Source organism: Thermoleptolyngbya oregonensis NK1-22, assembly GCF_032705245.1.
Lineage (GTDB): Bacteria > Cyanobacteriota > Cyanobacteriia > Elainellales > Elainellaceae > Thermoleptolyngbya > Thermoleptolyngbya sichuanensis.
The window spans coordinates 3,933,423-3,949,278 of the sequence record NZ_CP053540.1; the positions used below are offsets into that span (position 1 = coordinate 3,933,423).

At 57.8% G+C, this 15,856-nt stretch carries 10 protein-coding genes; 5 read left to right on the plus strand and 5 right to left on the minus strand.

The features are described from left to right. Nucleotides 1-167 precede the first annotated feature (167 nt). Nucleotides 168-1,286 carry an anthranilate phosphoribosyltransferase gene (trpD, locus tag HNI00_RS16530; protein ID WP_316787651.1) on the minus strand — a complete coding sequence of 373 codons (1,119 nt, stop codon included), beginning with the start codon at nucleotides 1,284-1,286 and terminating at the stop codon, nucleotides 168-170. Nucleotides 1,287-1,707: 421 nt separating this feature from the next. Between trpD and HNI00_RS16535 the strand changes: the two genes are divergently transcribed. Both HNI00_RS16535 and aspS read left to right on the plus strand, forming a co-directional pair. Next, nucleotides 1,708-2,424, plus strand: coding sequence for an alpha/beta fold hydrolase (locus HNI00_RS16535; RefSeq protein WP_316787652.1), 717 nt, complete (start codon nucleotides 1,708-1,710; stop codon nucleotides 2,422-2,424). Between the two features lie 436 nt (nucleotides 2,425-2,860). Continuing rightward, on the plus strand, nucleotides 2,861-4,648 hold the full coding sequence (aspS, locus tag HNI00_RS16540; protein WP_316787653.1) for an aspartate--tRNA ligase: 1,788 nt from the start codon (nucleotides 2,861-2,863) through the stop codon (nucleotides 4,646-4,648). 128 nt (nucleotides 4,649-4,776) lie between these two features. Here the strand turns inward: aspS and HNI00_RS16545 are convergent, their stop codons facing one another. Beyond that, entirely contained in the window at nucleotides 4,777-8,043 is a 3,267-nt protein-coding gene (locus tag HNI00_RS16545; RefSeq protein WP_316787654.1) for an AAA family ATPase, read from the minus strand. A gap of 625 nt (nucleotides 8,044-8,668) precedes the next feature. On the opposite strand from HNI00_RS16545, the gene HNI00_RS16550 reads away from it, so the two are divergent. Beyond that, complete coding sequence (locus tag HNI00_RS16550) at nucleotides 8,669-9,115, plus strand: Fur family transcriptional regulator (RefSeq protein WP_297077956.1); 447 nt, start codon at nucleotides 8,669-8,671, stop codon at nucleotides 9,113-9,115. Nucleotides 9,116-9,263: 148 nt separating this feature from the next. Here the strand turns inward: HNI00_RS16550 and HNI00_RS16555 are convergent, their stop codons facing one another. Continuing rightward, nucleotides 9,264-10,202: an aldo/keto reductase gene (locus tag HNI00_RS16555; RefSeq protein ID WP_420156377.1), complete on the minus strand. Its 939-nt coding sequence runs from the start codon at nucleotides 10,200-10,202 to the stop codon at nucleotides 9,264-9,266. Between the two features lie 277 nt (nucleotides 10,203-10,479). Here HNI00_RS16555 and HNI00_RS16560 point away from each other — a divergent pair, with 277 nt between their 5' ends. Both HNI00_RS16560 and HNI00_RS16565 read left to right on the plus strand, forming a co-directional pair. Further along, nucleotides 10,480-11,667, plus strand: coding sequence for a glycosyltransferase family 4 protein (locus tag HNI00_RS16560; RefSeq protein ID WP_205370737.1), 1,188 nt, complete (start codon nucleotides 10,480-10,482; stop codon nucleotides 11,665-11,667). Nucleotides 11,668-11,946: 279 nt separating this feature from the next. Further along, the gene (locus HNI00_RS16565; RefSeq protein ID WP_316787656.1) at nucleotides 11,947-13,422 is read left to right on the plus strand and encodes a phospholipase D-like domain-containing protein; all 1,476 of its coding nucleotides are present in this window, start codon (nucleotides 11,947-11,949) and stop codon (nucleotides 13,420-13,422) included. Between the two features lie 44 nt (nucleotides 13,423-13,466). On the opposite strand, the gene nusA is transcribed toward HNI00_RS16565, so the two are convergent. Both nusA and rimP read right to left on the minus strand, forming a co-directional pair. Further along, nucleotides 13,467-15,029 (minus strand): transcription termination factor NusA, encoded by a 1,563-nt coding sequence (gene nusA, locus HNI00_RS16570; protein ID WP_316787657.1) that lies wholly within the window; start codon nucleotides 15,027-15,029, stop codon nucleotides 13,467-13,469. Between the two features lie 150 nt (nucleotides 15,030-15,179). Beyond that, the gene (gene rimP, locus HNI00_RS16575) at nucleotides 15,180-15,644 is read right to left on the minus strand and encodes a ribosome maturation factor RimP (RefSeq protein ID WP_297077966.1); all 465 of its coding nucleotides are present in this window, start codon (nucleotides 15,642-15,644) and stop codon (nucleotides 15,180-15,182) included. Nucleotides 15,645-15,856: the final 212 nt, after the last annotated feature.

Sequence of the window (15,856 nt, forward strand, 5' to 3'; positions counted from 1 at the left end):
TTCTGGCTTTTGCGTGACCTGCGAACTTTACGTAATCTTCACTCTCGATCTTCAGTTTTTCTGATGCGTCCTCTTAGAGAAGCGGCACTGAGTTAGGATGCCAAACCAACCTGAGAAGCCAGGTTAATCTCCGGCTTCTGCCTTTTCTCTAGCATGATCAAGCACTGCTATCCATGCAGAAAAGTGACAAGTTCCTCAACCTTGGCCCAAGCGGCCCCACTGCTCAGGATATCCTTTGCTTGAGCAATGCCTAGCCGCAGCGTTTGATCCAGGTCGTCGGTTGCGCCCGCGATCGCATTGCCTACCTTCAGCGCCAAGGCTGCGTTTAGCGCCACCACATCCTGCTGTGCCGCAGTGCCTTTGCCCTGAAGCACGTTCCGCAAAATTTCTAGATTCTCCGCCACTTCACCGCCGCGCAGGGCGCTGGTGGGGGCAGGCGACAGGCCCAGCGCTTCGGGATTGATGGCGTGCGATCGCACGGTTCCCCCCGACAGCACTGCCATATCCGTCCAGTCTGCCAGCCCCGCCTCGTCCAGCTTTTCGCGCCCGTGCAGCACGATCGCCTCTTCCCGTCCAAGCTGCTGCAACGCCTGTGCCGCCGTTTCCACCAACTGCGGGCTGAACACACCCATCACCTGCCCCGTCGGCTGGAGCGGATTTACCAGCGGCCCCAGCAGGTTGAACACAGTTCGTACCTTCAGCGTCTTGCGGATGGGCGCGACGGCCTTCATCGCCGGATGCCAGCCGGGGGCAAAGAGAAACGTAATGCCGACTTCCCGCAAGGCCGCCCGAATTCGCTCTGGCGATGCGCCCAGGTTCACGCCCAGCCCTTCCAGCACGTCCGCAGAACCCACCCGACTAGAAGCAGCCCGGTTGCCATGCTTGGCCACGGCCACCCCTGCCGCCGCCGCCACAAAGGCCACGCAGGTTGAGATATTAAACGTAGACGCACCATCGCCCCCGGTGCCGCAGGTGTCAATTAGCGGCGTGGGCAAATCTGCATCCACTGTCTTGCCGAGGGACTGCGCCTGAAGCACCCGCGCCATGCCTGCCAGTTCGCCCGCCGACACGCCCTTCGCCTGGATTGCCGCTAGGATTGCCCCGGACAGCGCGGGCGCAATCGACTCCGATAGCCAGCCCTGCATCAGGTCTGCGGCCTGGTCTGCATCGAGCGATCGCCCGTCGAGCAGTTGTTGCAGCAGGGGCGACCAGTCGCGGTCTGGGGCCGAGGGACTGGAGGATGCATCGGGCGTGCTGGTGGAGGAGGGGGATGCAGCGTTGCTCATAAGTATCGTTCGGCGGTTGTCCTTGTGCAAACTAGATTACTTTACACCGTCACCCCAGGGGCGATCGCGGCTAATTTGTGGTGCAGCTTCGCAATACCGCAGCTTCGCGATGTAGACCCAATATAGGGAAGCTCAACCTTGAGAGAACAGTTTCCAAATAGTGGCTTGTCTTACACTTATGGCAAGTTCAAAATAACCAGTTCAAAATAACTAGTTCAGGACTTACCCACTTGCGATGAGTTTTCTGGGGCTTGGATGATTTCTCGCGGGTGCAGCCCGCGAGAAATCATCCAACTGCGTAAGTCCTACAGTTCACAAAAGTAAAAATTCCTGGCGCTGTGATTCTGGCAAGACTTTGCTGGGTCTCATACGCTTCAAGATACGCTTCAAGGTACATTGATATGCTTTAGGAGAAGCCTTTATGAGTGTATTTGTATTAGTTCACGGGGCCGGATCTGGCGCGTGGGTGTGGTATAAAGTAAAGCCGTTGCTGGAGCAGCACAGCCACACGGTAATTGCACCCGATCTGCCGGGACATGGCAAAGATAAAACGCCCCTTGCTGACGTGACGCTAGCCGCCTACGTGGAGCGGGTTTGCCAGATCCTGAACGAACAGCCAGAACCCGTGGTGCTGGTAGGGCACAGCATGGGCGGCGGGATTATCACTCAGGCAGCAGAATATTGTCCCGACCGGATTCGCACGCTGGTATATCTGGCGGGCTACTTGCCAGAGAACGGGCAGACGATGCTGGGCATTAGCCAAGAAGATACCGAAACGCTGCTTCTGGCAAATGCTGTCTTTTCAGAAGATCAGCTTGCGGTGTCGTTTCGTCCAGAGGCGCTGAAACAGGTCGGCTATGGCGATTGCTCCGACGAAGATATGGCGCTGGTTCAGGCGCTGCTAATTCCGCAGGCAGCGGCTCCCATGACCACACCGATATCCACCACGCCCGAACGGTTTGGGCAGGTGCCCCGTATTTATATCGAATGTCTGCAAGACTATACAATTGGCCCAGCCGCCCAGAAGCGGCTTTATACAGCGCTTCCCTGCAAAAAGGTGATCTCGATGGACACTAGCCACAATCCTTACCTGTCTGCCCCCCAGACGCTTGCTGAACACTTGCTTGCTCTGGCATAGGTTCGCGCGGCATAAGTTCGCGCTGGCATAAGTTCGCGCTGGAAGGCACTGCCTCACCGCTGTTGTGCATTGGTTGGGCGATCGCTCTACTGTGCCTGCTTGTTTATCCCCATTAACCCTTCAACGAGTTGAGCAATTTCAGAAACAAATCAATGCCAATCCCGCGGCACTGGCTGACCATCTCTGGGTGGAAAAATCACCTAGACCCTGAAGAATATAAAGCGACAAGTTTCAACTTAGGCGAGGGTTAGAACCCGTACTGCCCTTACCCCTCCCGCGAAAGACTGGGCATGAGGGCATTTCAAAACCATCGTCAATAGCGGCCCGAATGCAGGATAATGAATAGGTTTTAGTCGGGGCATTCCGCACGATCTTTCCCGGACTGCCCGACAACGCTGCAATCCTGATTCATCTATTCCTCTAAATCCTGACTTCCATGCGTACTCATTACTGCGGTCACCTGCGAGCAACTCACGTTGGAGACACTGTTACCCTTTGTGGCTGGGTGGATCGCAGACGAGATCATGGCGGCGTGATTTTTGTCGATTTGCGCGATCGCACGGGCATTGCCCAGATTGTCAGCGATCCAGAACGCACGCCCGAATCCTACAAACTAGCCGACAGCCTGCGAAACGAGTATGTGGTAAAGATCACGGGCCGCGTCACCCAGCGCCCGCCGGAATCGCTCAACCCCAAGCTGGCCACGGGCGAAGTCGAAATCTATGCCGACCAGATTGAAATTCTCAGCGCGGTGCGAAAGCAGTTGCCCTTCCAGGTGTCCACTGCGGAGCAAGAACCCGTGCGCGAAGACCTGCGGCTGAAGTATCGCTATCTGGATCTGCGGCGCGAGCGGATGAGCCGCAACCTGCAACTGCGCCATGCGCTCATCAAAACCTTCCGCCGCTTTTTGGAAGACGAAGCCCACTTTATGGAAGTGGAAACACCCGTGCTGACCCGCTCCACTCCGGAGGGAGCGCGGGACTACCTGGTGCCCAGCCGCGTCAATCCGGGCGAGTTTTTCGCGCTGCCCCAGTCGCCGCAGTTGTTCAAGCAAATTCTGATGGTGGCAGGGTGCGATCGCTACTATCAAATTGCCCGCTGCTTTCGCGACGAAGACCTCCGCGCCGACCGCCAGCCCGAATTCACCCAACTGGACATGGAGATGAGCTTCATGACCCAGGACGAAATTCTGTCGCTGAACGAAGAAATGGTCTGCCAGGTGTTCAAAACCCTGAAGGGCATTGACCTGCCGCGCCCCTTCCCGCGCCTCACCTACGCCGAAGCAATGGGCCGCTACGGCAGCGACAAGCCCGACACCCGCTTTGGGCTAGAGCTAGTGGACGTGTCGGACGTGGTGCAGGATATGGGCTTCAAAGTCTTTGCCGATGCGGTGAGCAAGGGCGGCATTGTGAAAATCTTGCCGATTCCCGGCGGCAATGATGCGATTTCCAACGTCCGCATCAAGCCCGGTGGGGATCTGTTTAACGAAGCGACGACGATGGGCGCGAAGGGCTTGGCCTTCATCCGCGTTGGCGAAGATGGCGAAATTACAACGATCGGCGCGATCAAAGACAACCTCACCGACGAGAAAAAAACGGAAATTCTCCAGCGGACAAACGCGAAACCTGGACACCTGCTGCTGTTTGGCGCGGGCGACACCGATACCGTGAACAAAACGCTCGACCGCCTGCGGCAGGTCATTGGCAGAGAACTGGGGCTGATTGACCCGGACAAGATTAATCTGCTGTGGGTCGTGGATTTTCCGATGTTTGAGTGGAACGCCGAGGAAAAGCGTCTTGATCCGCTGCACCACCCCTTCACTGCGCCCCATCCCGACGACCTGAGCGACCTGAAAACCGCCCGCGCCCAGGCCTATGACCTGGTTTACAACGGCTTCGAGGTGGCAGGGGGCAGCCTGCGGATTTATCAGCCGGACTTGCAGCAGCAGGTGTTTGAGCTAATCGGCATTGGGCCCGACGAAGCCCGCGAAAAGTTTGGCTTTTTGCTAGAAGCCTTTGAATACGGCACGCCGCCGCACGGGGGCATCGCCTACGGGATTGACCGCTGGGCCATGCTGCTGTCGGGCGAAGAGTCGATCCGTGATGCGATCGCCTTCCCCAAAACCCAGCAGGCCCGCTGCCTGATGACCAATGCGCCTTCCCCAGTAGACAACAAGCAGCTTAAGGAACTGTCGATTGCGAGTACCCACAAGCCCAAAAGTTAGAACTTTGGGCGCATCTGGCTGGATTGTTGCACCTAAGCTGCACCTAAGTTGCACTTAAGCTGCATCTAAGTTGCACCTAAAACGCTGCACCAAAAGTTGCACCTAAAACGCACTTAAAACACTTCCACCTAAAACGCCAGACTCAGAGCCGATCCCTGGTCTGTCTTCGTTACCTTGATGTGGGTCTGGAAGGCTTCCTTGAACCGGGGCATGTGGGTGACGGTGAGGATGCAGGCAAAATCGGGGGCGATCGCCTGAATCGCGGCAATCAGGCGATCGCAGCCTGCGTCGTCCTGCGTGCCAAAGCCTTCATCCACAATCAGCATTTGCATCGCCGTGCCCGACCGCTGCGACAACAGCCGCGCCAGCGCCAGCCGGATCGAGAAATTCACCCGGAAGGCTTCGCCGCCGGAATAGGTTTCGTAGGGGCGCGTGCCGTTGGCATCGGCAATCAGGATATCCAGCGTGTCGATCAGGCCTTGGGGACTGGTGGATTTCCCCTTCCGGCGGGCCCGCTGCGTCACAAACCGAATATGCAGTTGATGATTGCTCAGCCGTCCTAGAATCTGGTTTGCCTCTGCCTCTAGCTGCGGCAGCACATTTTCGATCATCAGCGCCTGAATGCCGTTTTTTCCAAAGGCTTGGGCTAGCTCGTGATAGACCTGGCGCTGGCGCTGGAGGTTGCGCTGCTGAATCAGCAAATCTGCCTGCTGCTGCTCTAGGGCTGCAAGTTGCTGAATCTGCTGTTCCAGCCGTCCCAAATTGGCCAGCCCCGCATCAAGCTGGGTGCGCCGCTGCTGTATCTGCTGTTCTAGGGTGGCGATCGCCCTTGCGGGGTCGGGCGTGGCCTCGATTTGCTGCACCAGCGCCCGGATGTCTGCGGAGAGCGTGTCTAACAAGTGCGATCGCTCTGTCAGCCGCGCCGCCAGATCCTTGACCTGCTGCTGCACCTGGGGATATTGCTGCTGTGCCTGCTGAAGCTCCTGATGGCGCAACTGCCACACCTGCGCCAGCCGCAGCGCATTTCGCAGCGTGGTGTGGCGCTTCAGGTTATAGGCGATCGCCTCGATTTGCTGCTCCAAGTCGCGAATCTGCCGCTGCAACACCGACTGGTTCAGCAATTCCGCCCGCTGCTGTTCTACGGTTGCCAGTTGCGCCTCCAACTCTGGCTGCTGAGCGAGTAGCTGCTGGAGCCGCTTTTGCGCCTGCTTTAGCTCCGCGTGTTTGATCTCTGCCCAGCGCCAGCGATCGACCTCGCCCCGCGCCAAGGCATGGTCGCGATCATCGTATTGAAGCTGCGCCAGGGTTTCATCCAGCAGGCGCAACTCTTCGTGCAGGTCGGGAGCATAGTCGCCCGTTTGCAGCGATCGCCCCAGATCCGCCTCCTCCTGCGCCAACTGTTGCAGCCGCGCCTCGACGGCCGCCCTGTCCTGCACCTGCTGCTGGAGCTGACCTTGCAGTTGCAAAACATCGCTATAGTCCGCCAGTTCCTTTTCTAGATCGCGATATTCCTGGCGCAACACCTGAATTTCGCGCTCCGAAACGGCAAGCTGTTCTCGAATCACCCAAAGCTGGTCATAAAGCTCCTGCTTTTCGGCATGATGCCGCTCCATCACCACCGCCCAGTGATGCTCATCCAGCGGGCGATCGCACAGGGGACACGGGGGAAAACTGCTCTGGGAACCGGGCTGCTCGTGGCTATGAACCATTAACGCTGCATCCGGCAGCACCTTGAGCGTCGTTCGCTTTGGTTTTCCGCGACGTTTTCGGATTCCCGCCGAATCAGAACGCTCCGCCTCCAGGGGGACAGAAGAGAGTTCTGAAGAGAGTTCTGGAGATCGTTCAGAGGCCCGTTCCGAAGAAGTCCGCTGCGGCTCTAGAGAAGAGGCAGGCTGGGCGATCGCACCAGGCATCTGCTGCTGGAGCAACGCCATTTTATTGTCCAGCCCCGCCACCTGCGCCTCTAGTTCGCGCTGACGTTCCTGGAGCCGTTCCATAAAGGTACGCCGCTCCATGCCTTTCTCGCGCAATTCCTGCTGATAGCGACGGCGATTTTCCAAATACGCGCTCCGTTCCATGATCGCGGTTAACGCCTGACAAGCCTGAGCCTGCTGAGCCTGCTGCTGAAGAAGCTGTTGACGGGTCGTTTGATATTCTTCCAAGCGGGCCTGGAGCCGTGCCTGGGCGCGATCCAATGTGGCACGAATCTGCTGCTGGCGCTGCATCAGGGGGGCAGCCTGGGACTGAAGCTGGTCTAGCTGCACCAGCCGCTCTCGCGCCATTCGCAAGTTTTCTAGAGCAGTGTCGAGGTCAGGCGCTTTTGCCAGAGTGTGCTGCAACTCCTGGATCTGCTGCTGGAGGGTGTCGCGCTGAGCCTGGAGGCGCAAGTGCTGATCTTGCAATGCGGCAAGCTGGGTGTTGAGCTGCTGCTGGAGCTGGTCGCGCTGGGCGATCGCCGCTTGGTGAGCATGAAACTTGGCGGACTGGATCTCTTCCTCGGTTTGCAGGCTGTGAAACTCGGTATACCCTGCGGTGATTTCGTCTGCCTTGGAGAGGGTCGCTTCGAGCGATCGCAACTGCTGCTGTGCCGCTGCCAAGTCCTGCTGGAGCCGCTGGCCGTCTTGCCGCAACCGCTGCTCTTGCTGCTGATGCAGATGCAACTGCTGAGTCCAAGTGCGGCGCTGCTGCTGCACGGCTTGCAGTTGGTGTAGTGCGTCGGTGTCGCTGGTTTGATCTCGCTGCCAGGTGTCGATGGTCGCCCTCAGCGCTTCGCACTCTGCCGATAGAGACGCGCCCGCCTCTAGCTGCTGTGCCAGGGTTTCTAGCGATCGCTCCAGCACGTCTAGCTCTGCTTTGGCCAGGCGCGATCGCTCTCGGGCCGTTTCCGCCGCCTCGTCATACTGATCTAGCTTCAGCAAGTCGGCAAGAATCTGCTTGCGCTCGCCTGGTCGTTTGAGCATGAACTCGTCTGCTCGCCCCTGTCGCAAATAGGCCGAGTTGACAAAGGTTTCATAATCTAGCCGCAGGTGTTGCAAAATCAACTGCTGCGTTGCCCGCATTCCCCGTTCCGTCAGCGGTCGGAACCCCGTCGGCGTTTCGATTTGAAGCTCTAGGCTGCTGGTCTGCCCGCGCACCCGCGTCCGCAGCACGCGATAGGTCTGCTGGCGACAGCTAAAGGTAAACTCCACCTGGGCTTCGGTTTCGCCCTGGTGAATTACGTCGTCTTCGTGAGTTGCGCGGCTTTCGCCCCAAATTGCCCAGGCGATCGCCTCCAGCAGTGAGGACTTGCCCGCTCCATTTTGCCCACACACGCACGCTACATGCAGCCCTCGAAAGTCGAGCGCCGCCTGCCGATAGCTGAGGAAATTTTTGAGTTTTAATTGCAGCGGAATCATGAACCCACGCCCAGCCCTAATCCCAGTGTAGCAGTACGGGCGATCGCAAGTACAGATGCTCGGAAATCACAGATTCGGCAAGCCCCAGCTTAGCCCGACCAACATCCAAAATCGCCAGTCCCAAATCAGATTTTGGCGGCCCCTGTCCTGCAATCCTGGCAGAAGCAGCGTGGAGGAAACTCTGACTTGGGATAGTCGCGGCGATCGCCCTTTTTCCTCAAAATTCTGCCCCTGTGGACAGTCTTGACGGTTTTAAGTTAAAGTTGTAGTGAGTTTGCATAAGAGGTTAGAGCCTGCTGAAAGCCTCACTACCCAGACGTTCCTTGCTCAGCAAGTCAGCCCAGGTTAATGAGAATCGCAGGGTGGCTGCCCTCATGGGGTACGCCCCCCAGTAGATTTACCAGTAGATTTACCAGTAAATTTATCAGCCAGTTCTCCGCTCAGATCCCTGATCAGCCCCCCAGTATGAGATGTATCAACAGCGACTCGAACCTCTGGACTAGAATTAAATAAAGCCGGATCAAAAAAGCCGGATTAAATCATCCATTCATCATCCGTTAACGCCATCTAACGCCATCTAACGCCATCTTGATAACCCGCTGGTTAAAGCTGCCACGTCGAGACTATGAATCCTGAAACTGCTGACCGCAAACCCATTCGCTCGCTAGAAGACGCTCTCAATCGCTGTCAGCTTTTGGGAATGCGCCTCAGCAAGCAGCGCCGCTTCATTTTGGAGTTGCTCTGGCAGCAGCAGGAACACCTCTCGGCCCGCGAGATTTATGATCGCCTCAACCAGCAGGGCAAAGACATTGGCCACACTTCTGTTTATCAAAACCTGGAGGCGCTGTCTGAGCAGGGTATTATCGAATGCGTCGAGCGCTCCGACGGACGGCTCTACGGCAACATCAGCGATCCCCATAGCCACGTCAACTGCCTGGATACCAACCAAATCTTGGATGTTCATGTTGACCTGCCCGCTGAGCTGATCGAACAAATTGAGCAGCAAACGGGCGTGAAGATCACAGGCTATTCCATCGACTTTTTTGGCTACAAGCAGCCCCAAGAGTCTTGAGTGACGGGGTGTTGGGGTGGTGAGGCGAGAAGCGGAGAAAGAAAAAATGAAGAACGAAGAACGAAGAGAGAAAAACGGTATCTCTTCGTTCTTCGTTCTTCTCTCTTCATTCTTCTCTCTTCTCTCTTTCCTCCCTACCACCGCTCCGTTACTGCCAAGCCTGGGCGATCGCCCCTTGTTCTTCATCGCTCAGCATCCAGCCCAGCGCTCCGGCATTTTGGGCTGCTTGGCTAGCGTTCTTTGCACCCGGAATCGGCACCACATTGCCCTGAGCAATTAGCCAGTTGAGCGCCACCTGCGCCGGAGTGCGGTCATATTTCTGCCCAATTTCTTTGAGCAAGCCCACCTTTGGCGCGAGTTTTTCCAGACCCTCCCGGCTAAAACGCGGGTCGAGCCTGCGGGCCCCCTGGGGTGGCGTGTTGGTTTCGGGTGTGTATTTACCCGTCAGCAACCCCTGCGCCAGCGGACTGTAGGCCAGAATCGTCACGCCCAGTCGCCGTGCCGCATCCATCACACCATTGCGCTCGATCTGCCGCGCTAGCAGGGAATATTGCACCTGGTTCACCGCTAGGGGCACGCCGCGCTGCGCCAGCAGATCATACGCCCGCTGCATCTGCTCAGCGGAGTAGTTGCTCACGCCGACAGACTTGATGCGACCCTGCTGCACCTCATCGGCCAGGGCATTCATCAGCGTTGGCTGCCCCATCAAAAAGTCGAAAGGCCAGTGAACCTGATACAAGTCCACCGTGGGCACTTGGAGCCGCTTGAGGCTGGCAGTTAGAGCATCAGCCACTGCACTTCCCCAAATCCGCCAGGGCAGAGGAAAGTATTTTGTCGCCAAAACCACGGGCTGCTGGAGTTCCTTTGCAAAGCGCCCAATCAGCCGCTCGGATTCGCCAAACCCGTAAATTTCCGCTGTATCGAAGAAGTTCACACCAGCCTCGACCGCAGCTTTAAAGGCATCGCGCAATGCGGCTTCGTCGTAGTCGCCGCCATATCCCCAATAGAGCTTGTCGCCCCAGGCCCAGGTGCCAATACCGAGGGCAGGAACCGTGGGGCCGCTGGGGCCGAGGGTGAGGGTTTGCATTGCATCAGTCATGGGTTCAGGTCGTTTCAGAGTGCCGGTTGCAGGTGTGGGCTGGAGGCAAGATTCGGGGGCAAGATTTGGGGGCAAGATTTGGGGGCAAGATTTGGGGGAATGCTGCCAGCCCTTTATCTTGAGTGTATCGTTACATTTCGCAACTTTGGGGCAGTGGGATTTGAATAGAGTCGAGCATTTGTAAATGGACTTAACGTTTGAACTATTGAGCGGGGTTAAGCTGTGTAAAATTGGTGGAACTTAGGCGATGTGAATGGATGGGGCAATGAAGATCCTGGTTCTGGCATGGGAGTTTCCGCCGCGCATCGTGGGAGGAATCGCTCGCCATGTCTCGGAACTGTTTCCCGAAATTGTGAAGCTGGGGCATGAGGTTCACCTGCTGACGGTGGAGTTTGGGCAAGCGCCCCACTATGAGGTAGTGGAAGGGGTGCGGGTGCATCGCGTCCCGGTGACGGGTGGACACGACTTTTTTCATTGGGTGGTGAACATGAACGAGAGCATGGGCCGCCACGGCGGGAAACTGCTCTCAGAAGATGGCCCCTTCGACCTGATCCACGCCCACGACTGGCTGGTGGGCGATGCGGCGATCGCCCTCAAACACGCCTTCCGCATTCCCCTGATTGCCACCATCCATGCCACCGAAGCCGGTCGCCACAACGGGCTGCACAACCCCACCCACCACTACATCGCAGGCAAGGAAAAGCTGCTGGCCCACGAGGCCTGGCGGCTGATTGTCTGTACGCAATATATGCAGCGGGAAGTGGAGCGTGTGCTGCATTGCCCCTGGGACAAAACCGATGTCGTGTTCAACGGCATTCGCCCAGAGAAAAAGCCCGCCCGTGATGAGTTTGACTGGCAGACCTTTCGCCGCCGCTATGCCACCGATGACGAGCGAATTGTTTACTACGTCGGGCGCATGACCCACGAAAAGGGGGTTCACAATCTGCTCAGCGCTGCACCCAAGGTGATTTGGGAGATGGGCGGCAATGCCAAGATTATCCTCATTGGCACGGGCTATACCGACCATCTGAAGCGGCAGGCGTGGGATTTGGGCATCTGGCACAAGTGCTATTTCACTGGGTTTATGTCCGATGCCGACCTGAACCAGTTTCAGGCGATCGCCGATTGTGCCGTATTTCCCAGCCTCTACGAACCCTTCGGCATTGTGGTGCTGGAAAGCTTCGCCGCCCGCGTGCCCGTCGTGGTGTCCGACACGGGCGGTTTGCCGGAAGTGGTGCAGCACCGCAAAACGGGCATCGTCACCCAGACCAACAACCCTGATTCCCTTGCCTGGGGCATTTTGGAAGTGTTGCGCCATCCCGAAGAATCCAAAGTGCTGGTGGAAAACGCCTACATCGACTTGGTGCAGCGCTTTCGCTGGGAAGACCTGGCCGCCCAAACTGAAGCCATCTATCGCCGCGTCGTCCGCGAACGCAAGACGGTGCATTGGTAGGCGTTAGCGGCTGCTGGCTGTCGGGAAACTTAGGGTTCAGGGGGTTGGGGTATGGAGCGTATTGATTCTCGATTTTAGAGTTGCGATTTTAGAGTTGCGATTTTAGAGTCGCGATTTTGGGTCTGCAATTTTGACTGGCGATTGCGATTTTGGAGGGCTGGTCAAGCGTCGGCAGGGCTTCCAGCAATTCCATTCGCAGCGCCACTTTCGCAGCCCCACTTCGGAGAATTGATAGGAGTTCTGCATCCCTAATCCCTGACACCGTTCAGGGGCATTTCGATGACACGATCCAAAAGACGCAAGCGCTGGCTGCTGCTGCTTCCGGCGGGGCTGTTGCTGGTGGCAGGGCTGAGCCTGTGGCGGCGAGGCGTGGCGCAGGCCCCGCTGCTGGAGCCGTTGCCGCAAGATCCGCTGATTCAGGCCTATTTCAACCAGTCGCAGGCGGCGCGTTATCAAGACCCCTATCGGGGCGTGGAGCGACTGGGGAACGATCTGGAGCAGGTGATTGTGGACGGCATTCTCTCGGCGCGGCGATCGCTCGATGTGGCGGTGCAGGAATTGCGGCTGCCGCGCATTGCCGAAGCCCTGGTGAAACAGCATCGGGCAGGGGTGCGGGTACGGGTGATTGTGGAAAACAACTATCGGCGGCCGCTGAGCCAGGTGTCGGGGGCAGAGACGGGGCGGATGACGGAGCGCGATCGCACTCGATATCAAGAGGCGCTGCGGCTGATGGACGAAAACGGCGACGGTCGCGTTTCGCCCCAGGAGGCAGCGCGGCGCGATGCCCTAGTGATGCTGGAAACGGCCGGCGTGCCGCTGATAGACGACACGGCGGATGGTTCCAAGGGCAGTGGGCTGATGCACCACAAGTTTGTCGTGGTGGATGGTCAGGACGTGATCGTCGGGTCGGCAAACTTCACGACCTCGGACATTCACGGCGACTTTGGCGCACCGGACAGCCGGGGCAATCCCAACCATTTACTGCGGATTCAGAACATCGCGCTGGCGCAGATTTTCACCGACGAATTTAACCTGATGTGGGGCGATGGGCCCGGCGGCCGCCCCAATAGTCGCTTTGGGCTACAGAAACCCGCGCGATCGCCCCGTTCAGCGTTGCTTGCGCCGACCTCGCGGGTGACAGTACAGTTTTCGCCCACCTCGCCCACCCAGCCCTGGCAGATCAGCGTCAACGGGCTAATTGGGCGGGCCCTGTCAGCTTCGCGGCGACAGGTGGATCTGGCGCTGTTTGTGTTTTCTGACCAAAACCTGGGCAGCACGCTGGAAGCACAGCATCAAAAAGGCGTTCAGGTGCGGGCGCTGATCGACCCCGGCTTTGCCTTCCGCTATTACAGCGAGGCGCTAGACATGATGGGCGTGGCGCTGCCTGATTCCCAGTGTCGGATTGAGAAGGGGAATAAAACTTGGGAGAGGGCGATCGCCACTGTGGGCATTCCCACCCTGCCGGAGGGCGACCTGCTGCACCACAAGTTCGCCGTTATCGACCAGCAGCGCGTCATCACTGGCTCCCAAAACTGGAGCGCCGCCGCCAACCACAACAACGACGAAAACCTGCTGGTGATCGACAACGCCACCGTCGCAGCCCACTTTCAGCGAGAGTTTGAGCGGCTGTACGCTATGGCGGAACTCGGTATTCCTGGGTGGCTTCGGCAAAAAGCACAGCAGGAGCAGACCCGCTGTGGGCTTGCTCCTGCAAATGCTAGACATCGCTCTGAAGAAGATTTAGATGCGGAATAGAAGCGGAATCAAAGCAATCTCTCAGAGACAGGCGTTAGACCCGATCAGGCCTTGTCGTCATCTTCATCCAAGTCCTCTTCGTCCAAGTCCTCTTTATCCAAGTCCTCTTCATCCAAGTCCTCTTCATCCAAGTCGTCGTCTAAGTCTTCTTCGTCCAGTTCTGCTGCAAGGTCAGCTTCATCTTCTGCCACCGCATCGTCTTCTAGCTCGTCTTCGGCCAGAGCAGCGGGTTCGTCGTCAGCCAGATCGTCTACTGCGTCCTCCTCTGCGGGGGCATCGGTTTCTGGGTCTGCTGCGGGGGCGATCGCCGCTTCCGTCTCCACGGCCTCTTCGACCTCTAGCGCTTCGTCATCATCTTCTTCGTCATACTCTTCCTCTAGCGCTTCCTCTTCTGCCCGTTTGGCCGCGGCGGCTTCCTCCGCCAAACGGCGCTGTTCTGCCAGTTCAGCAATCTTCTGGTTTTCGGCTTCATAGTCATACTTCGCCGTGTCCTTGATGTCGATCTTCCAGCCCGTCAGCCGCGCCGCCAGTCGCACGTTCTGCCCTTCCTTGCCGATTGCCAGACTAAGCTGATCTTCCGGCACTAGCACATGGGCCTGACGGCTTTCGGGATCAACCAAGCGCACCTCATCCACCCGCGCCGGACTCAGCGCATTGGCAATGTACGTTGCAGGGTCGGGCGACCAGCGAATCACGTCAATCTTCTCACCGCGCAGCTCGTTCACCACCGCCTGAATCCGAGAGCCGCGTGCGCCAATGCAGGCTCCCACCGGGTCTACGTCGCGCTCTAGGGTATCCACAGCAATTTTGGTGCGCGGGCCGACGGAACGCGAGGGCGGATTGGCTTCCCGCGCCACCGCCACGATTCGCACGATCTCGTCCTCGATTTCCGGCACTTCGTTGGCAAACAGGTCTACCACCAGCCCTGCGTCGGCCCGCGATACCAATAGCTGCGGCCCGCGATGGGACCCTTCCGACACGCGCTTCAGCAGCACCTTAAACACAGCATTGGCGCGATAGTTGTCGTTGGGAAGCTGGTCGCGCTTCAGCAGTTCCGCCTCCACCTCCGGCTGTCCAAACCCGCTGCTCACTGCCATAATCACCGACTGCCGCTCAAACCGCAGCACCCGCGCCTGGGGCAGCACGGTTCCTTCCAGGTCTTGGAATTCTTCCTGCACCAGCTTGCGCTGCTGATCGCGCAGCTTTTGTGCCAAGACTTGCTTGGTCTGGATCGCCGCCATCCGCCCAAACTCGTTCTGATCCGGCGTTACGTCCAGCACCACCGTGTCGCCCAGTTGCGCTTCTGGAGCCACTTCCTGCACTTCTTCCAAAGCAATCTGGTGGTCAGGATTGTCCACGGTTTCCACGATCGCTTTGGTGGCCAGCACTCGAAACCCTTCGTCTTCGATGTCTAGCTCCACCTCAAAGTTGTTGAAATATTCTTCGTCAAAAATCGACGTATCGGGTCGGTGCGTCCGGCGATAGCGCTCATAGCCCTTCAGCAGCGCCTCCCGCAGCGCCGCCTGCACTGCGTGTTTCGGCAGGTTGCGCTCGCGGCTGATGCCGTCAATCATTTCTTGTAAACCGGGCAGGGTAACCATGGACATGATTCAGTTCTCCGTGGGTATTAAGTTTTGGAAGTTTGAGTATTTTGGGAAGTTTGAGTATTTGATGAGGAGACAGGCGGCTGAGTGTTTCTGTGAGTCAAGGACCAAAAGAATCCACCGCACAAATGGTAGACGCATACAGAACAGACGTTATCCCCGCTTCTCATCTAGCTGCACCTTGCTGACCAGATCGCGGGGAATGGCGATCGCCCGTCCCTTTTGGCTCAGGTGAATTGCGTCGTCGTCTCGCTTGATCAGTTGACCGTTCCAGGTAGTACGTCCCTCGTAGGGGGCACTGGTAGACACAATCACCGCAAAACCTTTGAAGGAGATAAACTCCCGGTCGGTGGTGAGCGATCGCGAGATGCCCGGACTCGACACCTCCAGTACGTAGGCATCGGGAATCAGATTCGCCTCATCCAGCACCACCTCCAGCGCATGGCTCATGCGTTCGCAGTCCTCCAGCCCCGTGTCTTGCTCCAGGTTGCGGATATCGATCCGCAGTACGGGCGGGTTTTGGTTGGTGTGAAACACGGCTCCGACCACTTCCAGCCCTAGCGGTTCTGCGACTGGCGAGGCCAGGGCGAGAATGTCGGGGATGAGTGGGTGTGCCATAGGAAGGAGTGAGGGAATTGGAATTTGGGAATTGGGATTTGGGGTTTTGGGTTTTGGGTTTTGGGCTTTGAACCTTGGCCCTTGGTGTTTGAATTCTTGAGGAACTCAAAACGAACATAAAAAAAGCGGGTGCGGAACCCACTTCTGACAACGTTGCGTCCTGAAGATGATGCAGGACGTAACGCCTTCATCATGCTGCTAGTGTAGCGCAA